Origin of the sequence: Hymenobacter tibetensis, assembly GCF_022827545.1 — a bacterium.
Lineage (GTDB): Bacteria > Bacteroidota > Bacteroidia > Cytophagales > Hymenobacteraceae > Hymenobacter > Hymenobacter tibetensis.
On record NZ_CP094669.1, the window covers coordinates 4,562,549 to 4,587,634 of the forward strand.

At 55.8% G+C, this 25,086-nt stretch carries 18 protein-coding genes; 11 read left to right on the plus strand and 7 right to left on the minus strand.

The features are described 5' to 3' along the window. The first annotated feature begins 267 nt into the window (after positions 1-267). The 5 genes from MTX78_RS18275 to MTX78_RS18295 all read left to right on the plus strand — a co-directional run bounded on the left by MTX78_RS18275 (position 268) and on the right by MTX78_RS18295 (position 5,228). Complete coding sequence (locus tag MTX78_RS18275) at positions 268-1,344, plus strand: acyltransferase family protein (protein WP_243797232.1); 1,077 nt, start codon at positions 268-270, stop codon at positions 1,342-1,344. A gap of 960 nt (positions 1,345-2,304) precedes the next feature. After that, positions 2,305-2,835 (plus strand): TetR/AcrR family transcriptional regulator, encoded by a 531-nt coding sequence (locus tag MTX78_RS18280; protein WP_243797234.1) that lies wholly within the window; start codon positions 2,305-2,307, stop codon positions 2,833-2,835. A 413-nt stretch (positions 2,836-3,248) separates the two neighbouring features. Next, positions 3,249-3,662, plus strand: a complete 414-nt coding sequence (locus MTX78_RS25550) for a hypothetical protein (protein WP_243797236.1) — start codon at positions 3,249-3,251, stop codon at positions 3,660-3,662. A 130-nt stretch (positions 3,663-3,792) separates the two neighbouring features. Next, positions 3,793-4,806 carry an NAD(P)/FAD-dependent oxidoreductase gene (locus MTX78_RS18290; protein ID WP_243797238.1) on the plus strand — a complete coding sequence of 338 codons (1,014 nt, stop codon included), beginning with the start codon at positions 3,793-3,795 and terminating at the stop codon, positions 4,804-4,806. A 95-nt stretch (positions 4,807-4,901) separates the two neighbouring features. Continuing rightward, positions 4,902-5,228 (plus strand): 2Fe-2S iron-sulfur cluster-binding protein, encoded by a 327-nt coding sequence (locus MTX78_RS18295; protein WP_243797240.1) that lies wholly within the window; start codon positions 4,902-4,904, stop codon positions 5,226-5,228. 413 nt (positions 5,229-5,641) lie between these two features. Here MTX78_RS18295 and MTX78_RS18300 read toward each other — a convergent pair whose 3' ends face one another. Continuing rightward, the gene (locus MTX78_RS18300) at positions 5,642-6,073 is read right to left on the minus strand and encodes a hypothetical protein (protein WP_243797241.1); all 432 of its coding nucleotides are present in this window, start codon (positions 6,071-6,073) and stop codon (positions 5,642-5,644) included. A gap of 221 nt (positions 6,074-6,294) precedes the next feature. After that, entirely contained in the window at positions 6,295-12,561 is a 6,267-nt protein-coding gene (locus MTX78_RS18305) for an alpha-2-macroglobulin family protein (protein ID WP_243797242.1), read from the minus strand. 186 nt (positions 12,562-12,747) lie between these two features. Between MTX78_RS18305 and MTX78_RS18310 the strand changes: the two genes are divergently transcribed. After that, positions 12,748-13,473: a porin family protein gene (locus tag MTX78_RS18310; protein ID WP_243797244.1), complete on the plus strand. Its 726-nt coding sequence runs from the start codon at positions 12,748-12,750 to the stop codon at positions 13,471-13,473. A gap of 64 nt (positions 13,474-13,537) precedes the next feature. Here the strand turns inward: MTX78_RS18310 and MTX78_RS18315 are convergent, their stop codons facing one another. Further along, positions 13,538-14,116: a DinB family protein gene (locus MTX78_RS18315; RefSeq protein ID WP_243797246.1), complete on the minus strand. Its 579-nt coding sequence runs from the start codon at positions 14,114-14,116 to the stop codon at positions 13,538-13,540. 126 nt (positions 14,117-14,242) lie between these two features. Here MTX78_RS18315 and MTX78_RS18320 point away from each other — a divergent pair, with 126 nt between their 5' ends. The 3 genes from MTX78_RS18320 (at position 14,243) to MTX78_RS18330 (ending at position 17,397) form a co-directional block, all read left to right on the plus strand. Continuing rightward, positions 14,243-15,211: a hypothetical protein gene (locus tag MTX78_RS18320; protein WP_243797248.1), complete on the plus strand. Its 969-nt coding sequence runs from the start codon at positions 14,243-14,245 to the stop codon at positions 15,209-15,211. Positions 15,212-15,331: 120 nt separating this feature from the next. Further along, complete coding sequence (locus MTX78_RS18325; RefSeq protein ID WP_243797249.1) at positions 15,332-16,333, plus strand: ComEA family DNA-binding protein; 1,002 nt, start codon at positions 15,332-15,334, stop codon at positions 16,331-16,333. A gap of 311 nt (positions 16,334-16,644) precedes the next feature. After that, positions 16,645-17,397, plus strand: coding sequence for an SdiA-regulated/phytase-like domain-containing protein (locus tag MTX78_RS18330; RefSeq protein WP_243797250.1), 753 nt, complete (start codon positions 16,645-16,647; stop codon positions 17,395-17,397). Between the two features lie 82 nt (positions 17,398-17,479). Here MTX78_RS18330 and MTX78_RS18335 read toward each other — a convergent pair whose 3' ends face one another. Further along, positions 17,480-18,307: a hypothetical protein gene (locus tag MTX78_RS18335; RefSeq protein ID WP_243797252.1), complete on the minus strand. Its 828-nt coding sequence runs from the start codon at positions 18,305-18,307 to the stop codon at positions 17,480-17,482. Between the two features lie 194 nt (positions 18,308-18,501). Between MTX78_RS18335 and MTX78_RS18340 the strand changes: the two genes are divergently transcribed. Beyond that, positions 18,502-18,699, plus strand: coding sequence for a cold-shock protein (locus tag MTX78_RS18340; RefSeq protein WP_243797253.1), 198 nt, complete (start codon positions 18,502-18,504; stop codon positions 18,697-18,699). Positions 18,700-18,825: 126 nt separating this feature from the next. Here MTX78_RS18340 and MTX78_RS18345 read toward each other — a convergent pair whose 3' ends face one another. Beyond that, positions 18,826-19,320: a gliding motility lipoprotein GldH gene (locus MTX78_RS18345; protein WP_243797255.1), complete on the minus strand. Its 495-nt coding sequence runs from the start codon at positions 19,318-19,320 to the stop codon at positions 18,826-18,828. Between the two features lie 13 nt (positions 19,321-19,333). Continuing rightward, entirely contained in the window at positions 19,334-20,863 is a 1,530-nt protein-coding gene (gene ricT, locus MTX78_RS18350; protein WP_243797256.1) for a regulatory iron-sulfur-containing complex subunit RicT, read from the minus strand. 486 nt (positions 20,864-21,349) lie between these two features. Here ricT and MTX78_RS18355 point away from each other — a divergent pair, with 486 nt between their 5' ends. Continuing rightward, on the plus strand, positions 21,350-22,159 hold the full coding sequence (locus MTX78_RS18355) for a M57 family metalloprotease (RefSeq protein WP_243797258.1): 810 nt from the start codon (positions 21,350-21,352) through the stop codon (positions 22,157-22,159). Positions 22,160-22,405: 246 nt separating this feature from the next. Here the strand turns inward: MTX78_RS18355 and MTX78_RS18360 are convergent, their stop codons facing one another. Further along, positions 22,406-25,069: a S8 family serine peptidase gene (locus MTX78_RS18360; protein ID WP_243797259.1), complete on the minus strand. Its 2,664-nt coding sequence runs from the start codon at positions 25,067-25,069 to the stop codon at positions 22,406-22,408. Positions 25,070-25,086 lie beyond the last annotated feature (17 nt).

The following is a 25,086-nucleotide window of genomic DNA, read 5'->3' on the forward strand; positions in this document are numbered from 1 at the left end:
CTACCTGTGTAACAGTGGTTGATTATTTCGCATTCTTTTCCAAAACGTACCGCTACGTACGTGCCTTCAATAAGGGCATTTCCCGGCTATCCAGGCGGATTTGTGGCAATCGAAAGCACGGGGTGAATAGCTGAATCAGACAATTGAAAAAGCCGTGGTATACATCCCGTTAAGTCTGTTTACTGAATGCATAGTCTACACTCTTTGCCGTGCATTCACTTATGTGTCATATATTTACCTTAATTAATACCATGAAAGGGTGAAATTATGGCGTCCATCACTGCTACTTTAACAAGAAAACTTCATGCAACTAGCACTGCTATTTTCGACAAAACTGTTGGGGAAGGTCGAATCAACTGGCCAGCTTTAGCGTTAGCTCGTTTTGTACTGGCTTTTATTGTTGCCGCTGCTCATATCTATGACTACACTACAGTCGATACCCCCCTTACCTTAATTAGAAGATTAGATGCTTTCCAGGCTATCCTCGGTTTTCTGCTGATAAGTGGCTTATCTATTGGTCATTCTATCCTTAAAAACGCTGAAGGGTATTACATAAGAAGAGCACAACGCATTTATCCAGTTTACCTCGTCTGTATTGCATTACATTATGCTGTCGTGCCCGAGCCTTTTACTTGGAACCTAATTACCAAGCTATTAGCTAACATATTTTTTCTCAACCAGGCCGTTACTGAAACCTCTTATATAGGCCCAGCCTGGACTTTAGCGTTGGAAGTGTGGCTATATGCACTAGCGCCTCTCTTTTTGAGGGCTTCCTATAAAACTATGCTCACTATAACTGCTGTGTCTTTCTTCAGCTACGTAGTCTATACTTGTTCAAGAACGCTGCTTGATACTCCTTATTACGCTGGAGTATCCTATGGACTTAATCTACTGTTTTTATCTTTTATCTGGACTGCAGGCTTTATGCTAGCTATTTTCAAGCATAAAACGAAAGCCATTTCCCTGATAGTAACACTAATTCTAGTTACACAATGGTTCTTAAATACAGCTATACAAATTGCCTATCGGATTAAGAACAACCAAGTGAACGAATTATGGGAAAACGATGCGTTAGATTTCTTCATGAGGGCAATTTGCCTATTGTTTATCTATTATATGGTTGTTGGCAACAAGAAAATACCCACGTTTTCTCCTCTGAGCAGAAAGGTGGCTGATTTTCTAGGCAACATTTCTTACCCTTTGTACCTATCGAATTTTGCAGTATTAATTCTGTGTGAAAGATTTGCTATAACTAATTGGATCGTTCTAACCTTCTGTTGCTTGCTTGTAGCCTCTCTGATCTACCAACTATTTGATTTTTACAGTAAAAAACGGACAGCATAGCACACATCATGCGCTTGCTTTCATCTTAGACGTTAAGAAGCATGCGTCAGTTTGAAAGCCTTGGTGCTTTTGCAGATGTGTTAGTTATGTCTTGGGTGGTTCCACTACAGTAACCTTGCAAAAGCGACAGGTAGCTTAACAGTTATTTTTATCGACAACGGGCACGATACTGCCTATCAGCTACTAAGGAAGAATTCTATGCGTGCTTTGAACGAAGCACGCATGGGATACGCCTTTGCGTAGGCAACCCACCGGTGCGCGCAAAATCTGCTTGTACCTATTGACTAGTTTGGTGCATCTGCTCCCAGTCGGCATTGGCGAGCAGTGGTGTAGCTTTCCAGCTAGATTACGTGCCTAGCAACAACGGCTAATCGACGGTGTGTGCGGCTCCAAACGTGTCACTTGCTGGTTGGAACAACATCAAAAGCGGTACGCACACCCACAGGATCGGGCATGACGGCTAGCAGGCTTTAGATAGAGTATACCTGAGGTAACGCGGACTAAGTAGCCCGAAAGCAAGGCACCAATGACATATAGCCGGCGCAAACACCTGAATTTTAAGCCAATCCATGCAGGGAAGCAGGTTTCCTCGGCGGTGGCTTCGATCAGCACGTTCACCTCATGTCTATAGCCTGCCAAGGTTATTCTACTCTGGATTCAATAGGCAAAGGGCCCGCGTCATACTGCGGGCCGAACGGCATACCACCTTTCAGCGCGAATAACTGGCGCTTGCCCCTTCCCTATGTGGCCTGATGAACGAAGCTGCTCTAGAAAAGCGTTTGCTTACCTCCTCCGTTAGCTAGCAATTGATAATCAGACGCAAATGGCTGATTATTTGCTGCAAGTGCATAGGCATTGAATAGTTATAGGTAGCTCCTACTAGAGAAGCATAGCCTGTTCCAGCACTTAATCTATCCATCAGTGTATACGACATCCAACGTTGCGCTTTACCTTTAGGCCATGAACCGCAAACAACTTATTGCTCAAGCTGCCTTGCAGCTGTTCGCGGAAAGAGGATTTGAGAATACCTCCACGGCGCTGATTGCAAAGGCGGCGGAAGTGTCGGAGGCGCTTATTTTCAAGCATTTCGGCAACAAAGACCATTTGCTCGACTATATTATTCGGAGCGGCTACAAGCGCATTATCGAGCAAGGCCGCGGACGCCTACCCGAGAAAGCGCCGCTAGAACTTATTTACCGTATCATCGACCTGCCCTACACGCTAGTGCAGGAAGAACCGGCTTTCTGGAAGCTGCAAAACCGCCTGGTTGATGTTGCCGTGGCGCGTACCCAGCACGAACGGTTTATGCAACCACTGCCTGGTCTGCTGAGCACAGCCTTCCAGCAGCTAGGCTACCAAGAGCCCGACAAAGAAGCCCGACTCTTGATGCTATTGGTAGAGGTGCTATGGAAGAGCCTCGCCACCCAAGACCACGGCGACATTCCCGAGATGTTGGCTTTCATTAAAACGAAGTATCAGCCCCAGACGTGAAGAGTGAGGGCCCCGCACCCTAGCGCGCTAGCGGTACTGCGCCATACATTTCCCAACTCACATGCAGTTTTGCCCTCCAAGGCGCCGATCCAGTTGCTCTCACGCTGCTGGTTCGGCGCCTTGGTCGTTTTGCATTTCAGTTGCCCCAGAGTTAGCGCTTGTTCATAGGGTCCGCCTTGCATATCATCACATTAAAAAGCTTACACTCGACAGTAAATAATTATAAATATGCTATATTTGTTTGTTTTATGAATTCAACGATTGTGAGGCAACAATCATTTAAATAGCTGATATTATTGAATATATCTAAGTTTTTTTTTAGTTATACTAGTAATTACTTATTTTTGAAGCAGCCTGCATGATGCTATATCAGCTTGTTAGTTTATCCGCAGTCTTTATCCTGTCCAGTTTTCATGTCATTAGTAGCTTATCGGTCGGAGTACCAGATTAAGGTGGATGTGGACTTGAACCGGGCCTTGTATCAGCGCTTTGAAGAACTGAGCTTGGCGGCTGAGTTACCCTACTACCTAAGTGACTGGCAGCGGGCATTATCCGCCCTACAGCCCGGCTTCACTGTGTTGCTTGATTTACGCCGTACGCTGGGGCCCAATGTGCGGTTGATACCCACTTATCTGAGCCTGCATGAGCTGTGGCAGAAAAAAGGAGTGGGAGTAGTGGCTGAACTACACCCTAGCGTACCCAACATGCGGCAAATAAGCCGGGTTTTGCAGGAACAAACCAAGCTACCCACGCGGCAGTTTACCAACCGGACGGAAGCCGAAGCTTTTCTGGATGGCTTCCGGCTAGGCCTGGCGTATCAAGCGTGAAAGCCGGTGCGGGGTTGGGGTTGGCTGCTTATCTTTGTAGCAGTATATACGGGTTGACCCAACGTTTTTGGGGGCATCCGTGTTACATACGGGGCCCCGGCCACCGTTTGTTTGTTCTCACTTTTCGCTGATGAATTCCATTTCCACCGATATCTGTATTATCGGGGCGGGCCCTGTAGGCCTGTTCGCCGTTTTTGAAGCCGGATTGCTGAAACTGCGCTGCCATGTAGTAGATGCCCTACCTCAGGTAGGTGGGCAGCTTTCCGAAATTTATCCTAAGAAGCCCATCTACGACATCCCGGGCTTCCCCGACATTCTGGCCGGCGACCTAGTGCGCAATCTGATGCGCCAGATCGAGCCCTTCCACCCCACTTTCACGCTCGGTGAGCGGGTTGAGCGTTTCGCTAAGCTCGAAGATGGCTCGTTCCAGCTTTTCACCTCCGACGGCACCGAAATCCTGTGTAAAGCTATTGCCATTGCGGGCGGCCTGGGTTCGTTTGAGCCGCGCAAGCCAGCCATCGAGAGCTTAGAGAGCTTCGAGAGTGGCAAAGGTGTGTACTACATGGTGCGCGACCCCGAAACATTCCGCGACCAACGCTTGGTTATTGCCGGCGGCGGCGACTCGGCCTTGGACTGGACTATTTTCCTGGCTGATGTAGCCAAGGAAGTAACGCTCGTGCACCGCGGCACTACATTCCGGGGTGCTGCCGACTCGGCTGAGAAAGTGAAAGCCTTGCATGAAGCCGGCAAAGCGCGTTTGGTATTGAGCAGCAACGTCACGCATGTGCATGGCAACGGCAAACTCAACTCGGTTACCATCACGGCCAACGATGGCACTGCCGAAACACTGGACGTCGACTCCTTCATCCCGCTCTTCGGCCTCACGCCCAAGCTCGGGCCGATCGAGGACTGGGGCCTAGAGCTGGAAGACAATGCTGTAAAGGTTAACACCGTAGATTACTCTACGTCTGTGCCCGGCATTTTTGCCATTGGGGATATCAACACGTATCCTGGCAAGCTGAAGCTGATTTTGTGTGGCTTCCACGAGGCGGCTCTCATGTGTCAGGGTGCGTTCAAATACATCAACCCCGACAAAAAATACGTGCTTAAATATACCACCGTCAACGGGGTACCTACGCTTTAATCGGTTGTTGGATGGGAGTTGTCAGTTGCGGGTTCGTTCAACGAGCTATTTTCGCAGCCGACAACTCCCATTTAGCAATTGACAACTTAGAAAACATGACCGACGAAGTACGCGTGTACGTGGAGGAGGCCCCCGGCCAACGCACGGAAGTTGTAGGACCCACCGACATGGGGCTGAATCTGATGGAACTGTTGAAAGCCAGCGGCTACGATATCCAGGCTACTTGCGGAGGCATGGCCTTGTGCGGCACGTGCCACATAGAAGTGCTAGCGGGCCCCGACCTGGACGAGCCCGGCGACGACGAAATGGCCATGCTGGAAAGCCTGCCCATACTAAGCCCCGGCAGCCGCCTTTCCTGCCAGATCCGCATTACGGAGCGCATTGATGGGTTGGTATTGCGTTTGATGCCTCAAACAGCCTAGCTCGGTATTCTCAACCGATACCGGGCATCATATGGCACAGGCACCTCTATGCGTTGCGCCTTACTTGCTGGTCGAACATTATGTACCGCAGCCTGCCCGGCTGCGGTTTTTTGTTTACGGTTAGTCTCCCTACCATTGTCGGCCAAGCGTAATGCCTCATACCTCAACTCGCTGCAATTCGGTGAGTGGAGTTTTTGCGCGAAGTAGATGCTATGGCAACGAAAGCACTTGAATTTTGCCGTCTGTACTTATGCAAATAGCTTTCAGCTTCCTTGTAGGTGGCGAGAAAGCCTAGACTTCTTTCTGTTGCGTACACGCCTGCGTAGCAGTTGCTTCTGCATGGTTTCTATACAAACCAGAACGATCAGCTTCGTGAGCTGACCGTTCTGGTTTGCGAGCTTGTACCGTGCGGACTACCGGCGGCGGGTGCTACGCTTTCTGGCAGTGGATTTAGCTTTGCTTTTGCTGCTCGCCGACCGGTGCACCGTCTTACGGCGGCTGGCACTGCTTCGGCGCGAAGAGGTGCGGTGGGGAGTTGCCACTGTAGGAGCGGCTAACACTTCCGGCACTTTGGTTTCTTCAACCAACTCGGGGCTGCGGGCTAGCATGGTGGCGGCGGCCTGTGTGGCGGCCGCTTCTTCCTGCGCAACGTGCTTGATAGCCGCAGCTTGCTTGCGCCGTACGGGCATCAGGAAATCGCGCTCTGCGCGTTCTTGAACGGAAAGGTTTTCTTCGCCAGGAAGGGAAGTCGGCGTAATGGAGGCGGCACTTTTGTCGCTTTGGGCTATTACCGGGGCACTACTTAACAGTAAACCGGCCAGCCCTATCATCAGTCGTATCTTCATAAGCGGTTTTCTAATGAGGGGGCAAAGGTACCTCCCGACACCCGCAAAGTCAAAGTTGCCCATAAAGTTGCGCCTTGCCACTCAGATATTTGCTGCGAAAGCTCATCTGTGAGCAAGTCATGGGTAACCAGGGCAACCTTGATACGTACCCTTGACTTTCACATATTTAACTTAAAAACACAACTTACTGCAAGAGCTTCCGAGCGTAGCGTACCCACCAGCTAGGGCTGGGGCACAATCTGAACCCGTGTGCCGGCCGAATGAGCAGTGAATTCAGGGGCGTACAGGCACTGAAGCTGGCTAAGGCCTCCCGAAAAGTTACCGGCTTGGGCGGCCCGCAACCGATACTCGAACGTATGGGTGCCCTTGGGGAAGCGACTAATGAAAAAGTTGGTAGCCGCGTCGCGGGGGCTCTCGTAATAACCTAGCCCCGATTGGTACCGGTATCCGGATGTTTGCGCCATCAAGTCTAGCCCAGCTGCGCGTTGGTCTTTCAGGTGCACGTATTCCAGGTCTCGGTCGGAGCGCAGCACGAGGCGGACCACTAGCACGTCGCCCACGCGTAGCGGTGAGGTGGACGTGAGGCGCTCCAACGAAGGGCCCGCGCTGGTTTGTTGCTCCCGATACAGCTGGCGTTCCACCTGCAATGGGGTAGCCGCCGGCGTAATTTTGTCGATCTGCTCGAAATACTGCCAGTAAAGCGCACCCCATGCTACGCCAGCATCGGTTTTCTTGATACTTACTTTGCCTTGAACAGGTGTGATATCGGCTGCGGGGAACGTGTTTTTGAAGTACCCGGTGCCCGCTTGCTGGCTAGTTGGGGTAACGGCCTTCCCTCCTATTGACACCTGAACGGGTTGGGTGGGTTGAAGCCAATCGGAGCCGCGCAAGAGCAAGGCGTAGCAGGCATCGGCGGTGGCGCGAGTACTGGGCCAGTTCTGGGTTTGCTTTTGCTTGAGCAACCAGAGCTTCATTTCATCTACTGCTTTTTGGTTGTTGCGCACCTCGTCAAACGCTTCAATGAGCGTGGCTTGTGTTTCGGTGGGGGCCTCCTGCCAGTGGTAGCCGCCCCGCACTTCTTTCCAATACATGCCCAACTCTTCGCTGTGCAAGGCGTTTTCGGTGAGAGCCGTCAACATATCGTTCACGGCCGCGGGCTGCGTTTTTTGGCGATGCAGCGCCAAGGCCGTTTGGGCTTGGAGGTAGCGCGTTTGGGTTTTCCAGAAAGTGGCTGCCTGTTGCTGATAATAGGCCAGCGCAGGTTGCGCTGGGTTTATACCTGATGCTGTCGGCCAGAAGCTACGAGCATACAGCGCCTGAATCTGCACGGCAGAAACGTGTTGTTGCTTTAGGTTCACACCTGGCAGTTTGCGCAGTTCGGTGTAGTCGCGTTGCAGTTCCTCATCAAGGTAGCGCAGGGCCTTGTCAACGATTTGCTGGGCCTGGCTGTTCTGCGCCACGTTCAGTGCCCCGAGCTTTTGCAGTTTGCCGAAACCCGCCACTATGAGCTGGGTGATGTACCGGTCGGCGGGCATGCGCTCGAACCAGGGAAAAGCACCAGTGGGCTGCTGCATCTTGGCTAGCTTGTCAAGCGCCCGGGCGGTTTCGGCCGTTAGGCGCGGCTCATCAAACAGCTCCGCTAAACGGCGCATGCGCTCGGTTTCCGATTGGGCGTCGCGTACCCAGGGAGTTTCCTGAAGCAGCAAGGCTTTCAGCTCCTGGTTTTGCTCGAGCTTGCTGCTGAGAGCCACTTTGCCACCTGCCTGGTTGGCACGGTTCCACTCGGCTACTACGGCTTTGAGGCGTGGGGTACTGGCTAGAATTTTGGCGGCCAGCAAATTGGCGTAGAGCCGACTGAACACTTGCTCGGAACACTCATAGGGGTATTCCATCAAGTACGGCAGCGCCTGCACGGCGTACCACGCGGGGTTCTGCGTCATTTCCAGCGTCAATGAGTAGTTGCGGCGCGTAGGCGAAGTAGTGCTGGTTAGCTTTTTCAACTCAAATTCCCGCGTAGCCGGCCCCACAACGGGTAGCGGCAGGCTCTCGGTCACGAGCAAGCGGTTTGGCAGCACAGGCAACGTGTTTTCCTCGCCGTCGGATACCGTGGCTAGCTGTGCCGCGTCGGTAGCCCGTTTGTTCTGACGACGCTGCTTCTTTTGTTTCTTTTCCTGCCCTGGCAACTGTGCTTCCGCCACCACCCGGTAGGTTATGGCTTCGAGCGGCACCTGTCCTTGGGCGGTTTCCGGAATAGCAAGGCTCCACGCTACGGCACTGCTTTGGTTGGCTTTTAGGTTGAACTTCAACTGGTTGTCGCTTTTCAGCAGCTTGCTTTCCAGCGGCTGCTGGGTGCGGGCATCGAAGAGGAACAGTTGAGCGGCCCCGCTGAGCGGCTGCTCGGTGAGGTTGCTGAGCTTGGCGGTGAACGTGAGTTGGTCGCCTTCGCGGAAGAAGCGCGGAGCGTTGGGCGTCACTTGCAGTTGTTTCTGCGTGACCAACTCCCGGCTTAGCAAACCGGAATGCAATTGCTGATCGTGGGCCAAGGCCAATAGTTGCCAGCGCGTTACGGCCTCCGGCATTTGAAACTCCACCACCGTTTCGCCTTTGGCATTGGTACGCAACTCGGGGAGCCAGAAAGCGGTTTCGCGGAAGTCCGTGCGGGCTTGCACGCCGGCCAAGTTGGGCTGGGACGGAGGTGCGGGAGCAGGAGCCACACTACCCGATATTTCCTGCCGCTGCTGCGTACCGTAGCCCACTACCACCACTTCGTTGAGCTGAGAGGCATCGGCGGCCATGGCAGCCCGGCTCGCCGCTCCCCTGACTCTAATACCTCCCATGCTTTGTAGGTCCATGGGGTTATCGGTATTGCCCTTTACAGTTACAGTATAGGTGGCCTGCATGTCTTCGCCGGCAAAGCCCCACATGTTGATATGCGGATACACTGTTGCCAAGGCTGATAGATCAGCATATTTCCTATTGAACAGCTCCCTCGACTGCACCTCCCCAAACTGCCCGCGCCACGCCAGCGTTGCCGGGAAATACGGTGTGGGCAAGGTCAGCTTCGTGAAAAGATGCGGCCGAAATGCGTCCAACGACTTGTCGTAGAGGGTGGCGAGCATTTCGGCCGCGGCAGGTTTGCCATTGGCTTGCTGAATGGTGACGCGCCAGGTTTCCTTCTGGCCGGGTTGGAGCTTGTCGCGGAAGGTGGCAATACTTAGGACCAGCGGCACGGGTGGCGTAACCACCTGCACGGTAGCGGCATTGGTATACAAGCGGTTGTCGCGTACGTGGGTGAGGTGCAGGTACAGTTGGCTGCCCTCCAGCGTAGCAGTAGTCGGGACTTCCACCACGCGCTGCTCTCCCGCCCGAAGCGTAAGCCACTCACGCCGCACGGTTTCGCCTTCCACTTCCGCTTCCAGCAATACCCGCGCCCCTTCCTCGGAACTGCCTAGCAGAAAGCGCGCCGACTGACCGGGCACTACACTGTCCTGCAAACTCACAAACCAGTCGGGGGTAGGAACGGGCAGCGTGGTAGTGGTGGCAGAATAAAGCGTGAAAAACTGCTCGACTTCCGCCGCCGGTTTCCCTCCCACTGCTGGCGCCGTAGCTTCCAGCATGTAGCGGCCCGGCGCCTGCTGGGCCAGCGGCGCGACCAAGCCCGTTAGCTGCGGCGACTTCTCGGTATCGAACTCCTGCGTCAGGACGAGGGTGCGGGCCCACGTGGTGTCGTTGTCTTCGTTGGCGTAGGCATCAAGCGGAAAACGGCGCTTGAACTCTTCTTCGCGCAGGGCTTCGTACTCGGGCCGCTCCCACACGCGGGGGCGCGTGGCACGGGCAGGCGGCGTCAGCCGATAGAGGCGCAATTGGACGCGGGCGGGCATAGCCTCCCCGGTAGCATTGGTGCTGAGTAGTTTCAAGGTCGGCAGCTTGTCCCGATTCAGGAGCTCCGGCACATCCAGGCGCAACGTCAGCGCATCGGTGCCTAAGTTGATGCGCTGCTCACCAGAGCGCGTTTCACCAGCGGCGTCCGTAACATCGGCCTTCACTTCGAACACGTAGCCGGGTTGCCAGGGGCGGCGCTTAGCGGCCCCAATTGCCTCCCCTTTCGCCACGAACTCCACGTTGAAGTGGCCCGCAGAATCGGTGCGGGTGCTACCACTCACGATTTCCACTTCCGGCTCACCGCCAGGAAAATCTATCCGAGAGCCATAGTCACGCCCGAACATCGGCCACATGGTGTGGCGCACCACGCGGTACTGCACTGTTGCCCCATCAATAGGCTGCCCAGCATACGCCGTAACGTTGCCGCGGGCAGTCACGCTACGGCCCAGTACGGGCGTACCCGCCACCGGCTCGAACGTTACCTGAAACGTGGGGCGCTTGTAGTCTTCCACCACAAAGGCTATCATCCCGTGGTCGGTCTGCAAGGTCATGGTTCCGTTCAGCAGCCCCGTCGGCAGCACGAAGGACCCGTGAAAGCTGCCGAAGTCAGAGGTGGTAAAGGATAGGGTTTGCACCGCTTGCCCATTCACGTCCACGAGGCGCACCGATATGGACGTTTTGTTGCGCAGCTCCGACTTGCCAGCCAGCGTTTCGGTTAGAATTCCTTTGAAATAAAGCGTTTGGCCAGGCCGGTATATGGCGCGGTCGGTGTAGAGGAACGTGTGGCGGCTAGTCTTCTCCTCGGGGCGGGTTGCACGCCGGGGCCCGAAGTAACCGTTTTCCGCTGTCAGCAACGAGTCGGACCCTTTGGTAAGCAGGATAGCTCGTGGCTGGCTGTTTTGCTGATCGGCCAAGCTGCCTGGAAGCTGCACCACGCCTTCCGTGTTGGTTGCTGCGTAGGCCGCACTGCGCTGTTGCTTATAGTTGCGGGTTTTTTGGTCGTAGTACCGGAAGAAAGGCAGCGCATTTACCTCAGCTACCGGCTGTCCACTTTGGCGGTCTAGCACCAGCAATTCTATGCCCTGCTGTGCACCACCCCGGCGCACTTCGCTGAGCTTGCTCACACTAAGTTGTGCGTAGGCAGTGCTTATGCCGGATTTCTTTGCGGTAGGATTTTCGGGACTAGTGCTGACCACGATGAGGTAGTGACCAAGCGGTAGGGCGGGTCCTGCCTGCTGTACGGTGTGCAGTTTATAATCCAGTGGAGCTGGCACTTCCAGCGTCCAAACGGCGGCGGGCGTGGCAGTAAGCACACGGCTGTATATTTCCTGAAAATTCTCCTCTCTATTGTAGGGGTTGTCATGCAGGCGCTGTATGCGCTGGGTAGTGGTTACCCGATAGGCCTTAGCGTACAGCCGCGGCGCATTGCGCACACTCAAATGCAACAGCCATGGTTGGGCGGGCAGCACCACCTCTTCGGTAGTGAAGCTCAAAACCACTGCCTGAATGGCCAGCCTTAATTCGCGCGCCTGTTGCGCGCCATATGCCTTCGGAAAGCGGCTTTCGGCCAGCAAAGCCAGCTCGCACGCTTTGGCGGGTTCATCGGAAGCTAGCACGGAAGCTGCTTCAAACAGAAATTCCGTACTAATCGGTAATGACTTGTACGTGTCGGCGGCCCGGAGCAGGGCGGTGCGGTACAGCTCGTTTTGGCCCGGCAGTTTGGCGTGCCGCTGCACGAAACGTAGGCGCTTCAGCTCCACATCAGCTAATGCAACGCGGTTTTGCGAGTTGGTGAGGCGGAAGGCGGTCAGGTGCTGCAACACTTGCAGTGCGTGCCACTGCCCATTCAGGGAGTCACCCTTAGGCGCCTTCAATTGCAAACCAACAAAGTCGGCGGCCGAACCAAGCAATGCGGGGTCGTTCAGCTCAAACTGCTGGGCTGGCCGCGTAACGTAGTACGTATCGTTTTGCAGAGCATCGATGGCGCGGTGGGCTAGCAGGTCGTAGAGCGTGGGGCGCAGTGCGCGGCCCTCCGGGTTGCCACCCCAAACGGCGTAGCCTAAGGCTTTTAACTGTACTTGCTGCTGGCGCTGGGGTTGGTCGGTGAGGGAAGCGCGGTAGTGCTGCACCACCGCGTGGCCGAGGCGGGTGGCATCCCAGGTGCGCAGGTCGGTGGCACTGGCATCGGTGGTATCGGGGCCGGCGGCACGGGTACGTTTGAGAAGTTGGTAGCGGTGCTGCTGGTAATAAGTGGCGTACAGTTGGGCCAGCAGGCTATGCAGCATGGGCCGGGCCGGAAACGTGGCAGTTTTCAGGTCTGCTTCCACCAGCGCAATGGCTTGGTAATCCGCTTCCTCTTCTTTAGCATCCAGCAGCCGCAGCTTGTAGAGCAGCGCCCGCAGGTACTCTGGCGCATGCTGTTGCTGCCGGGCTTGTTGGTAGATGGGCTCCAGCAGTTTGGCAGCCGAGGCCGTCTGGTCTTTGGCCAGCAGCTGGTCGATTTTCTTCCACGTAGCGGGGCTGCCGTTGCCAGGCGGAGTAGGGGCCGAAGAACCAGTAGTAAGCAGCATGAGTGAGGCGAATAAGCTAAACAGGAAACGACGCATAGAGTAGCAACGGTGAAGCAAGACAAAGTGGTAATAGATAGATGCCGGCTAAAGCAAGATTCCACACATCGTTGTCATTTAGTTTGTGTAGGCAGTCTTTATTTTTCTTTTCGCATCCAATACGCTCAATATTGAATTTTATCCTTCGTTACTTTCCGTACTCCCTACTTCCCTGCCACGCCTTCTATGACGCACACCTTACTGAAAACGCTATTGCTGCCAGCCACGCTGCTGTCGGCCATTACCATTGCGCAGGCCCAGATTACGGTTGGGCCGCGCGTGGGCCTGGGCTTAGCCAATATGCATCACAGTTCCGGTCTGGGCACCAAGCCCAAGGTGATAGGGCAAGCTGGCATTATGGGTAATGTGCAGTTCGGCAAGCTGTCGGTGCAACCGTCTCTCCTCTTTGCGCGAAAGGGCTTCAAAGTGGAGGACAGTGGCTCTCCAGTGGTATTGGGAGGTACGTTCAGCTACAAAACAGAAGCTGATGTCCTGTTTAACTACCTTGAAGTGCCGCTGAATGTGGTATACTCGCTGACGGGCGAACAAGGCTTCCAACTCTTTGCGGGCCCTTACATAAGCATTGGCTTGAACGGCAAGTACAAAGGCGAAACGGAGTATGAGGAAACAGGTATCGGAGGCGTAGTCAACCGCTACTCGAGAAAGGATGACTATACCGTGCAATTTGCTGACGAGCAGGACGAAACCGTAGACAAAACCTATTACAAACGCATAAATGCAGGTCTGAACGGTGGCATCGGCTACAAAGCAGGTCCCATTCAAGCGCAGCTAGGCTACATGTTGGGTCTTTCAAACATTCGCTCAAACAGCTCTAATCCCGACAGCAAAGGCAGTATCAAAGACCGCACTATACAGCTTTCGCTTGCTTATCTGTTTGGTGCAGGCAAGTGACGTAGCGGGGACTCGGGTGTAGCGCTACGGCTGGGCCCTCGCCGCTTCACTTGTCTGCCTATGCTTACGCTGTGGGCTTGCCATCTAACACCCGCTCGGCCTGCGCTATATGGCGCTTGATGTGCTCGACCAGCATTTCCGATACGTCTGTGAGACGCGGGTAAAGCAGTGGTATAATTGGGTTCGGAATACGAATGGCGTTGGCGTTGACGCGGCGGGCCTGTGCCAACAGCCCTTCCAGCTCGTCGAGCTGGCGGATAAACACCTCCACCACCGTGCGGGGCAGCCGCGACCCGCTAGGGGCATATTGCTGCGGCGATTTCATTGCTTTCTGGCTCGGTGGCGTACGCATTGCCTCCGTCATTTTGCGCCCGATGAAGCCGTGCCGTACGGTTTCGGCGGGGGTGCTGCCGCGTTCTTTGGCTTGCTGAAGCTTGCGCGTGATAGTAGGTAAGTAGCGCCCGCCCACAATATTAAGATGCTCCAAACACTGTCCAACGCTCCATTTGCCGGGCCCCGGACGGCGGTTGAGCTGGTCGTCGGTAAGGGGCCGGAACCGGCGTTGGGTGATTTCGCGCAACCGGGTGATGTCGGCGCTCAAAGCATCGAAGAAATCGACTGTGCGAAGGGAGGTTTGGCTCATACGAGGTGAGGGCGACGGTACAGGAGCGAGCGAACAACTACGTAATGATACGGGCCTCAATCGGCATCGGCAATTATGCTGGCAACAGTCGGCGGAATCATCTCGAAATCCCGGTATCTTGCTGCCATGCGTGCCTTCCAGTTTTTCATCTTTTGCCTGCTGCTACCCCTGCTCCGAAACGGGTCGGTGCTAGCCCAGGCCGTGCCCAATCCCGGCGAGAATATTGCCTCCCTCGTTACGTTTGGGGCGCAAGCCGACAAAAGCTGGGGTGACGACGACTTCACGCAAACGTTCTTTTTCCTGATTCCGAAGCAGAACCGCCAGCCCGTCTACATCCGCGTCTTTGACCCCGACTGCGGCGGGCAGTTCGACGAAATGCGCTTTAATTGGAACACTACCACCGAATTCAGCTTGTACGGCGGCACGGGTGCGCACTCCGGCCCCGATGCCCGGGCCACCGAACCCAAGGGTGCGTTTCGGTCGGGCACGCTGCTCAAGCAAGTGAAGTTTGGCGTTGATAAAGCGTATGATGGCAAGTGGTACACGTTCGGGCCGCTTAACCCGCTGGAAGGAGAATTGGTACCCGAGTTCGATGGGTATGTATTCAAGCTGATTGCCCAAGGCAAATCTGGTGACGATGGCAACCTGTACCGCTACTTCCTCAGCACCAGCCCCACGCAGAACATTGCGGTGGAAGGGGGCAATGCCTTCACCTACGAGTATGCCTTTCGCCTCGTACCGCAGCGGCGCGCCATCACGCACCTCTACCCATTCGTTAACGACCGGGTGGTCAGCATCCGCCAAAGCAACTTCGACCTCGACGGCGACGTGGGCATCAAGATATTCAGCGTAGCGAAAAATGGGCACCCTGCCGAGGTGAGTCAAGACAATGTGTGGGCTCGGAGCGTGCATCCCATCAGTGAAAAAGAGCACGGCCTTTCGCTGGACATGCGCCTTACCTCTCTTACCAAGGAAGGCAACGACCTAGTATTCTACGTCACCGACCAATATGATGTGGCCTTGCCATTCTTCGCCATTCCCCTGGGTGGTCCGCCCCGCTACCGCTACGACGTGGACGTGAAAATCAGAAGATAAGCACGGCGCAACGCGAAGTAGCGCAGGCCACGCTCTTGGGCTGAACGGCAGGTGCCGTGCTGTTTTTCTTATTGGTTGCTATGTATTGCTATTGAGTACCTATCCATATTAAGTGTCTATATGAAGCCTAGCCGTTGGCTCCGCCGCTATTTTGGGTTTTCACGCCGCGAAACCTCGGGCTTTGTGGTGTTGCTGGGGCTGTTGATTGGCCTTTTGTTTCTGCCAGCACTGCTACGCCCACGCCTCGCTACCTATGATCCAACGCCCGATCAGCAGCAACTGAACACGTTGGCAGCTGAGCTAGCTGCTCAACGCCAAGCACGACCCTCCTTTGCGGGCACCAGCCGCTATCCGCGGCGTACGTACCCGGCACGGGTCCGGGTGCCACAAGTGCCCCTGGCCCCCTTCGACCCCAACAGCTTCACGACCATAGACTGGCAAGCCCGTGGCCTGCCGGAATGGCTGGCCAAACGGCTGGTGAAGTACCGCGACGTAGTGGGTGGCTTCCGGGCCAAAGAGCAGATTCGTAAGGCCTACGGCCTCTCCGATACCACGTACGCGCGGCTGGCGCCCTACATGCAACTGCCGGAGATGCTACCGCCCCGCGAAGCTCGCGCCACTGCCAGCCGTTATCCTTCTGCCGCTGGTAGTGGCTTTACAGCCCAGCCCGATGGCGCCCCCGTTGGCAAGTTTGCCCGCAAACCCCGCAACCTACAGCCTTTCGACCTCAACTCCGCCGATACCACTCAACTGATGCAGATTCGGGGGATTGGGCGGGGCCTTTCGGCGCGGGTGGTGGAGTACCGGCAGCGGCTGGGCGGTTTCCTGCTCGAAGACCAGTTGCGTGAAATCTACAGCCTACGTGATGCGCCCGACCTGGTGGACAGCTTACGCAAGTACACCTTCGTGCGCTCCGGCTTCACTCCTGAGCTTATTGACATCAACAACGCACCCTTCGAAACGCTACAGGCGCACCCGTACTTGGGCAAGCGGCTGGCGCGGGTGGTAGTGGCGTTCCGGCAGCAACACGGGCCTTTCCGCCACCCCACCGACCTTCGTCAGATCCGTATCCTCGACGAGGCGACGCTGGTGAAACTACAGCCGTATCTGGTCCTCAAATAAGAGAGCACGAAGGCGAGCAGAGCCCAGGTAAAAACGAGAATGTGAGCCGCGAAGCGGGTCTTCGCGTATTGCTACGCACGGGTGAGGTAGATGGAACGCCATTTCTCTTGAAAGTGGCGCCGCCAACTACCTTGCCTCTTCTCTGTTGTCCTTTCTCACCTCGTTGTTCCATTATGTTCTTTTTGCTGCGCGATAAACTGTTTCCTCTTCTAGTGTTTCTGCAATCCGTGATATGCGGGTGTGCGCAGAACGAGGGACGGGGCGACTTTTCCCGCGTGCGACAAGACTATACCGTGCGACAAGTAGGCAAAATGTCGAAGACCATACTTGTAGAAAGCTCGGGCTTTGCCCTGGCCAACGACATGGGCGACCTTTGGACGCACGGCGACGGAGGCACTGCCGCCAGCCTTTACAAAGTCACGCCGCAAGGCGACTTGCTGCAAACACTTGACCTCACTCCCCTGGTCAACATCGACTGGGAAGACTTAACCCACGACGACGACGGCCGCATCTTCATCGGCGACTTCGGCAACAACCAGAACAAGCGCCGCAACTTGGCCATCTACCGCCTTGCGGGTCCTAATCTGCGCCAGATTGATACCATCAGTTTCCGCTACCCCGACCAGCGCGACTTTCCACCCCGCAAGAGTGCGCGCAACTTCGACTGCGAAGCATTTTACTACCACCAAGACAGCCTGTATCTGTTCACCAAGAACCGGGGCAAAGGCAATTGGGTGAAACTGTACTCCCTGCCCGCTCGCCCGGGTTATCATGTGGCCACGCTACTCGACAGCATCAAAATCAACACCTGGATAACGGCAGCCGCCCTCAGTCCTGACAGCCGCACGGTGGCCTTACTTGGCTACGGCCACCTCTACTTAATAGAGCGGCAGCCCGGCCGCCGCCTCTTCGATGGCCAGAAAAGCTGCTTGGCTATTCCTAGTTCCGGCCAGACCGAAGCCCTGGAATTTCTCGACAACACCACCCTTGTTTTCAGCAACGAAAAAGGCCGCATCTACCAGGCCACTCAGAAGGTGGATGCCACCAAAAAGGCCTCCAACTGAAACCGTAGAACAATTTTCGGTTGGAGGCCTCTGCCTACGTGAGACAATAACCCACAGCAGGCTGCGCTTACGAAAGCAGGTGTTATTGCGCTTTCGGCTCGGTGTTCTGCGGGCCGGTTTGGCCGGGCGCGTCTGACTTGGGGCCGGTTGGGTCGTTGTAAGAACCACCGCGGCTACCGATACCCGTGCTCACGCTGCCTTGCTCGCTCTCCTCGCCGTCGGTGCGCACATACCCCGTGCGCGACTCGTCGGCGTCGCGGGCGACATCAGACTTGGTGTGCTCGTTGCTACCCGCTACGGCGGGCTGGTTGGGTACTGGTGCAGGGTCGGCTTGGAAGCCACCAGGCGTGGCAGCTTCTTCTTTGGAGTCGGCGGGCAGGTAGCCATCGTCTTGGTTGCGCTGGCCGGTTAGGTTGGCACCCGCGTTGGTAGCAGTGCCACCCGCTAATGATGACTTGCCGTAGTCTTCACTGTAGCCACCGCCAGTATGTTGCGGCGCGTCGTTGTCGTTGGCGTAATCCGGCGAAACGGTGGAGCCTTCTGGAGGGGTTTCGGGCTGGGTACCGAAGGCACTGGTGCTGCGGTTGGTCGGGGTACTGGTATCGGTAGCGGTATTGAGTTCGGCTTTGCCGCCGTCGTAGCTGCCACGCGTGGGTGGCGCCGACGTTATTTTTCCGCCGTACACTTCATCGGCGCGGTATTGGTTGCCGTAGCCACCTTGGGTGTGGCCAGCGCCTTGCGGGCCGAATTCGCCACGGCCGGGACTAGCCTGCTGGTTTTCGGTGCGGTCTTCGTCGGCGTACGCATCAGAAATGCTGTTGCTGGCTTCACTGCCCGGCACCTCCTGCGGCGCAAAGTTGGGAGCGGGTGGCGTGGTATGGTCGGGAGCGGGGGTGTTGTGAGGTTCCATGAGCGAGAAAGGCAGGGAGTGAAACAGCGGCTGCGGGTTCTGCCACGGCGGGCGCTGTTAAGTACTTACTGCTACGCTTACGCCGGGCTTGAGGTTGGGCTTCGCCTTTTTGGATTGGGTGAGTTCCGAAATACACCTTAGATTTACCCACATCTTTTTACCCTTTCCACTACCCAAACAACCTTATTACCCTTATGAAAACCGGTAAAGTAAAGTTCTACAATGAAGCCAAAGGATTTGGTTTTATTATTCAGGACGAAAATAGCCAAGATATCTTTGTGCATCAGACGGGGCTAATCCATGAAATCCGTGAAAACGACCGGGTTTCGTTTGAGGTTATCGAGGGCAAAAAAGGCCTGAATGCCGTGAAGGTGGAGCGCATTGCGGTGTAAGCACTTTTGCTTTGCGCAAAAAGCAACGCCCTGGCTGATCAGCCAGGGCGTTGCTTTTTGTATCATATACTGTATCCTAGGCTTGAAGCCTCCTGTCAAAGGCTCCGGCACCCATAACAGAACATCTTACGGCTGAGGGGCCGCCGCTTTGGCCACCCGCACGCCCACTGCCATCAGGCCCGGCAGCTGGTCTTGGCGCATGTACTGTTCCAGCACGATTTTGTAGGTTCCGGCCCGCTGAAACTTTTGGTTGGGCAGCGCCAGAAACTGGTGGTCGTAGATGTCGCCGGTGCCTTTGCCGCGGGGCTCACCCGTCTGCGCATCCATGAGTAGCATCTGATGCAGCAACTGCGACACCTGCTTGTTGGCCGGGTCGGTGAGCGTGTGCTTCACATACAGGTTGTAGTACCCGTAGTCGGAGGCATTGCGGATGTTGAAATACACATCGTATCGTTGCGTGGTATCCGCAATGTCGAAGGTGAAAGCAGGCTTCTGCCGCACCGACCAGGTGTATTTATCGAAGTCGATATTCTTCTCATACACTTGGTTTTGGTCGCAGGCAGTTAACAGCAGAGTGAAGGCCAGCCCGAAGGCCGGCAACAGACGAAACAGCTTAAGCATGGGCGTCAACGAATCAGGAAGCAGCGGGAGATGGAGAAGACGGACCAGCAGCCCCACCCTCCGACCGACGACCACCACGACGGCCCGAGCGTCCACCTTCCCGGGGCGGCCGGTTGGCACTGTTGTCGGCTCCATCAGGACGGTTTGGAGCAGCATCTCCGGACGCCGAAGCGCCCCGGCCACCGCGCCGCTCATTGCCTTGCCGGGGTTGCCGGGGCTCGGTAGGGCCACCCGCTGGCTTGCCAGGTTCGGCCGCATTGCGCCGGCCCTCAGCGTTGCGAGGCGAGCCTTCCGCGCGCGAACCATCACCAGCGTTGCCGGAACGGTTGCGGTTGTTGCGCCGGTTTAGAGGCCGGGCAGCAGCACCGCGTGGGCGGCGGGTTTCTTCGCCAGCAGGAGTTGTGCCAGCGTCTTCAGTTGTTGCCGGACGAGCGGTAGCGGCAGGGCGAGCAACGGGGGCAACCTGCGGAGCGGCGCTGTCGCGCGGAGCTAGCCCGACGGTTTCTTCGGACTTGTTTTTCTTTTTGCCGCGCTTGCTGCGTTTGCTGGCTTTGATTTTGTCGTCGAGGCGCTCCAACGAGCCTTCCACAATGGCCGTTACTTCAGGTGCCTTTTCTTCTTCTCGCACGGGCACTAATAGCGTTTCCACTTTCTCGCCACGCTTGTTCATTTCCAGCACTTCGCGCACCCGCTCGGTTGGCAGCACCACCCAGTTGTTGTCGCCGCGCACTGCAAACCACATCTTCTTTTTAAAGATGTCGGTCTTTTGCAGCACGTAGTCGCCTTTCTCGGTTTGGAGCGGACGCTGCACCTGCGGAATGTCTTTCAGCGCGTCGAGGTAGGTGTCCAGCTCGTAGTTGAGGCAGCATTTCAGACGGCCGCACTGCCCCGAAAGCTTCGCTGGATTCAGGCTTAGGTTCTGGTAGCGGGCCGCTGTCGTGCTCACGCTTTTAAAGTCGGTTAGCCATGTGGAGCAGCATAGCTCACGGCCACACACGCCGATACCACCGAGGCGGCCAGCTTCGTGGCGCAACGAAATCTGGCGCATTTCCACTCGCACTCGAAACTCGTCGGCGAGGCGTTTGATCAAGTCCCGAAAATCCACCCGGTCTTCGGCCGAGTAGAAGAACGTCGCGCGGGTGCGGTCGGCTTGGTATTCCACGTCGGAGAGCTTCATGCGCAGGCGCAGCTCGTCTACTACGGTCCGTGCGCGGAACATAGTGCCTGTTTCCAGGTCACGCACGGCGTTCCAGCGCTCCACGTCCTGCTCGGTAGCTACCCGCAGAATGTTGTGGATGTCCTTGGAATCGAGGGGCACCTTCTTCTTTTTCATTTGCAGACGCACCAACTCGCCTTTCAGCGAAACGTGCCCTAGATGCCAGCCATTGCCACCCGCTTCTACCACTACGGCGTCGCCGGTGACTAGGGGCAGGTGGTGCGTATTACGGTAAAAGTCTTTACGGCCGCCCTTAAAGCGGATTTCGACGATATCAAAGCCTTTGAAGTCGCTGGGGGTATCCAGATCCTGGAGCCAGTCGAACACATTAAGGCGGGTACAGCCGCTGCTACAGCTTCCTTTCGAGCCACAGCCCGAGGTAGTAGTAGAGCAGCCGCCGCCAGAAGAGCAGGAAGTACAAGCCACTGATGTAAGTATCTATATAGTGAAGCAGCGCTGGGCGCCGCGAAAAACCGGTTTCTACAAAGATACAGAATTCAGAAGCGGGGCGCGCTTGCCGAAAATCCGACAACTATTTGCTGCCATGACAAGCACCTCTACTGTATTATTCAAGTAATACTATGTTTAATTCCGCGCTCTACAGATTATACTTTTTTCATTCTTCATCCGGGCTTCATAATGGCTCCTATTCATTGGAAACGCACAATTATTATAATGAATTGGCATATTCCTAAATCAGCGGACGTGTATAATTATGTCAATATATCTAGTTATATTTTGAAGTATCGATAACAAATACCTACTTTTTCAACATCAATTGCTCTTTTTCTCCACAACCAAACCAACCAAACCATGAAAAAAAATCAATTACTCGCCCCCTTAGCGCTCCTGATGGGCGCTACTATGGCTCTGTCATCCTGCGAAAAGAAGCAGGAGGTGGTAGCCAAAAATGAAATTTCAGAAGAAAATCTAACGCAGATTCAGTCTCTCGGATTTAGCACTCAGGAAGCACAGAAAGTGGAAGGCGGCATCTTGGTGGAAGGTGACATTCTGCTGACTGACGAGATGCTTAGCAGCACGCCAGAGTATTCTATGCTGCGTGTAGGCCAAGACGAGCAGTACCGCACCAACAACTTGGTTAGCACTTCAGGTGGCACTCGCACCATAACCATCCGGGTTTCTACCAGCCTGCCATCGGCGTATATCACGGCCACCGACGAGCTGATCCGGCGCTACAATGCCGAGAACCTACGTCTGCGCTTTGCGCGCGTCACCTCCGGTGGCAGCATCGTCCTGACGGCTGCTCCTGCTGGCTCGGGTTATTTGGCTTCAGCAGGCTTCCCTTCCGGTGGCAACCCGTACGGCCAAGTGCAGGTTAACTCTGGCGCCATTGGCACGGCCAATGCCTCCACGTACATTGCTACTATTCTAGCGCACGAAGTGGGCCACTGCATCGGCTTCCGCCACACCGACTACGCTGACCGCTCGTATAGCTGCGGCGGACAATACACCAACGAGGGCGCTAGCACTGTGGGCGCGGTACTGGTACCAGGCACCCCTTCCGGCCCTGATCCAAGCTCTTGGATGCTGGCCTGCATTGGCTCAGGCGCCAACCGGCCTTTCAATTCCAACGACCGTACGGCTCTCAACTATCTGTATTAATAGTTTTCGGAGCTTCCTGAACTAACTTAAGCTACTAGGAGCCCTTCTCAGCCTACACCGGTTGGGGAGGGCTTTTTGTTGCTTGCAACTGCATCCGATTCTTGTTGCCTTTGCCTGTCTGAGTTGAACATTCGGCTCACGCACCGGCCACTACCTACACCGTGATACGGTGCTTGCTGAAGTGTAAATACGACTACGAGCAGCCACCGCTATACTGCCAGTGTGTGTCAACACAAACACCTAGTGCTAGAGGACTATGATGCGGCGCGTTATGGTGGCGCCCGTTGCGGTACGGGCGCGCAGCAGGTACACCCCAGCACGCAAGCCGGCCGTGTCGAACGTATTGATGGTGCCTTGCACTGTGGCTTCGCGTAGGGCGCGGCCGAGGCCGTCGTAGAGCTCTAGATGCAAGGATACCCCGGGCTCCCCTATTATGCGCAGAGGCTCGCCGGCTGTTACGGGCACCGGAAACACCAGCAGGTCGTTGCGGCGCACCACGTACACCGACTCATTCTGGCTGTAGAAGGCGCGGCCACGCGTATCCTGAAAAAGCACACGGTACTCATTGAAGCCCGTAGCGGCGTCTAGGTCGGTGAGTTGGGAGGACAGAGCAATGGGCTGACTCAAAGTTTGAATCGTACGGAACTCGCCCTGCTCTCGGCGCTGCAAACTCACTGCCTGCAAGCGGAAAGTGCTACCCAGCTCCAGTAGCAACTGCGCCGTGTCGGCAACGGTCTGCCGCGGCACAAAGGAACGGAGGTAGCAGTTGAGGCCCGTGTTGGCCACATCAACAGTGGTACCTCGCCCACTACTTGATGCTCTAAATACGGGCTCAACGGCGTAGTAGGTGAAAATATTCTGCTGCGCCTTGGGCAGCACAAAAGCCGTATCGGTAGCAAGCAGAAACGGTTCCAGCTGCTTGGCCCCGAGGCGAGATACCCGGTAGCCAGTGGCACCAGGCACTTGATTCCAGTATAGCAATGTCTCATCGGCGCAGGCATATCCCACTTGCAAAGCCAGCGGCCTAGCAATGGCAAACGTATCCGACAGGTAGGCAGTACCGCCGGTGGTCGTGAGGCGAAGTTGGGCCAGTGTGGTGCTAGTGGGCACCGCCCACGCGTAGCTACGCTGCGCTAGGTCGAGGCTACTGCTAATAGTTTGCCAGGCAGAAGCCCCTATGGGCCGGAAGTCGAGGCGCGCCGTGGTGGCGGGGCCGCTCCATTGCCAGCGCACTTGCTCGATAGTGCCGGGCTGGAAGCTACGGGTTTGAAGCGGCAGAGTCCACTCCAAGCCTCCTTCGAATTCGTAAGCCACACTAAAGGCCTGCGGACCCACTGCCACGTTGAAGCCGCGCACCAACACCACATATCTACTAGTTTGTGCGGCGGGCAAGGTTATCTGCTCTACGTTATTAAGATGATCAGGCCGGCGGCGGGCGGGCAAGGCCAATGAATCGAGATGTGGAAAAGAGCTTAGCGCCCAAGGAAACCAGCGCTTTTCGTCCCGGTCTGTGAGTTCAACCAACTCGATATCTAAATCATTGATTAGGGCTTGCTGAGCATTGGGAGCGGCTTCGGGGTCGGTCCAGGTGAGGGTCAGCTTTAGGTGATGCGCACCAGGTGGCGCCACCAAAACGAACTGCTCTACCTCGCCCTGTTCTACTGCACCCGTTTTATAACGTCCGTCGAGCAGCGTGCGCACGGTACCCAGGGCATCAGCTTGCCCAAAGCCGGCTACAAAATCCACTTCCGGCCGCCCCAGGTCGTCGGCGCTATTAAGCAACGCGGCCTTCACCAATGATGCCGGAGGAAGTGCTCCGTTGTGCTGGTCGCGGTACGCTTGCTGAGCCAGCAAGCTGATACCCGATATAAGCGCCGCTGCATCGGAAGAACCATCATCGCCGAAGGCTACCAGTTCCGGCTTGATGCGTCCATCGTAGGCAGGGCCACGTGAGCTGAGCGGAGCCACTTGCCCTAACGCGTCGGTAGCACCTACGCTCAGCGTGTTCTTCGACATCTTGAATTGCCCAGTCAGGTTGGCCACATTATTTAAGCCCTGATAAGAACCCATGGTACCGGTTTGGTTGCCCGAGTTGCCAGACGAGAAAACATGCAGCAACGTTGGGTTCCGCCGGCTTTGCGCATCATACGCCTGCGACTCAAGACCATAATAATTCTCGATGGCCGTACCATACGAATGGTTTTGCACGCTCACCCCTTGCCGGGCTAGCAGGGCATCCTCTTCGGGAAGCAGGTTGGCATAATCGGCCGACGCAATGCGGGCTTGCCAAGCAGCCCCTTTGCCGCTCGGTGCCGAGTTGCCGCCGCCCGCAATAAGCGTAGCCATGATGGTAGCGTGCTCCGACCGGGTAGCATTGGCATTTACTTCCACTACTCGGCCCTTGAAATCAATATCCGTTGGGTCGAACATGTTCTCTTTTACTGACACCGTAAGGCCCTCACCCGTAATTCGAGGATAACGCCGGTGCACCGCTGCTATGCTGTTTACAGTTGGGTTGGCGCGGTTTAATTGCCGCTCGTCGTGGGCTGGCCGGTTGGGCACATCCACAAACGTAACCAACGGTGAGGCTAACACCACTTGCAGTTGCGCGTGGGTTAAGCCCGAAATCAACACCAACGCCGGTTGCGTAGGCTCGGCCTGCACGTGCGCGCCCGGCAATTCCTGCTGCGCCCACTGAATAAACGCCGGTCGGTTGGTTACGCTTACCCGCACATTTTGCCGGGCTCCTGCTGCTTGGCGCTCCGCCAGCAACCGTAGCGTAGGTGCCAGCTTATCAGGCAACGCCGTCGGCATGCTCTGAGCCAACATGAAGGCTGGCCTGGCCAGCAGTAGCATTACGCCAATCAGGAAACTGCCCCGAAGCCAGCCCCGGATAGCGTAATAAGCCATATATGAGTAGTTGTCTT

What these genes read in the sequence shown, in the direction of transcription:
- MTX78_RS18275 (WP_243797232.1), top strand. Translation starts at nt 268, where the DNA reads ATGGCGTCCATCACTGCTACTTTAACAAGAAAACTTCATGCAACTAGC.
- MTX78_RS18280 (WP_243797234.1), top strand. Translation starts at nt 2,305, where the DNA reads ATGAACCGCAAACAACTTATTGCTCAAGCTGCCTTGCAGCTGTTCGCG.
- MTX78_RS25550 (WP_243797236.1), top strand. Translation starts at nt 3,249, where the DNA reads ATGTCATTAGTAGCTTATCGGTCGGAGTACCAGATTAAGGTGGATGTG.
- MTX78_RS18290 (WP_243797238.1), top strand. Translation starts at nt 3,793, where the DNA reads ATGAATTCCATTTCCACCGATATCTGTATTATCGGGGCGGGCCCTGTA.
- MTX78_RS18295 (WP_243797240.1), top strand. Translation starts at nt 4,902, where the DNA reads ATGACCGACGAAGTACGCGTGTACGTGGAGGAGGCCCCCGGCCAACGC.
- MTX78_RS18300 (WP_243797241.1), bottom strand. Translation starts at nt 6,073, where the DNA reads ATGAAGATACGACTGATGATAGGGCTGGCCGGTTTACTGTTAAGTAGT.
- MTX78_RS18305 (WP_243797242.1), bottom strand. Translation starts at nt 12,561, where the DNA reads ATGCGTCGTTTCCTGTTTAGCTTATTCGCCTCACTCATGCTGCTTACT.
- MTX78_RS18310 (WP_243797244.1), top strand. Translation starts at nt 12,748, where the DNA reads ATGACGCACACCTTACTGAAAACGCTATTGCTGCCAGCCACGCTGCTG.
- MTX78_RS18315 (WP_243797246.1), bottom strand. Translation starts at nt 14,116, where the DNA reads ATGAGCCAAACCTCCCTTCGCACAGTCGATTTCTTCGATGCTTTGAGC.
- MTX78_RS18320 (WP_243797248.1), top strand. Translation starts at nt 14,243, where the DNA reads ATGCGTGCCTTCCAGTTTTTCATCTTTTGCCTGCTGCTACCCCTGCTC.
- MTX78_RS18325 (WP_243797249.1), top strand. Translation starts at nt 15,332, where the DNA reads ATGAAGCCTAGCCGTTGGCTCCGCCGCTATTTTGGGTTTTCACGCCGC.
- MTX78_RS18330 (WP_243797250.1), top strand. Translation starts at nt 16,645, where the DNA reads ATGTCGAAGACCATACTTGTAGAAAGCTCGGGCTTTGCCCTGGCCAAC.
- MTX78_RS18335 (WP_243797252.1), bottom strand. Translation starts at nt 18,307, where the DNA reads ATGGAACCTCACAACACCCCCGCTCCCGACCATACCACGCCACCCGCT.
- MTX78_RS18340 (WP_243797253.1), top strand. Translation starts at nt 18,502, where the DNA reads ATGAAAACCGGTAAAGTAAAGTTCTACAATGAAGCCAAAGGATTTGGT.
- MTX78_RS18345 (WP_243797255.1), bottom strand. Translation starts at nt 19,320, where the DNA reads ATGCTTAAGCTGTTTCGTCTGTTGCCGGCCTTCGGGCTGGCCTTCACT.
- MTX78_RS18355 (WP_243797258.1), top strand. Translation starts at nt 21,350, where the DNA reads ATGAAAAAAAATCAATTACTCGCCCCCTTAGCGCTCCTGATGGGCGCT.
- MTX78_RS18360 (WP_243797259.1), bottom strand. Translation starts at nt 25,069, where the DNA reads ATGGCTTATTACGCTATCCGGGGCTGGCTTCGGGGCAGTTTCCTGATT.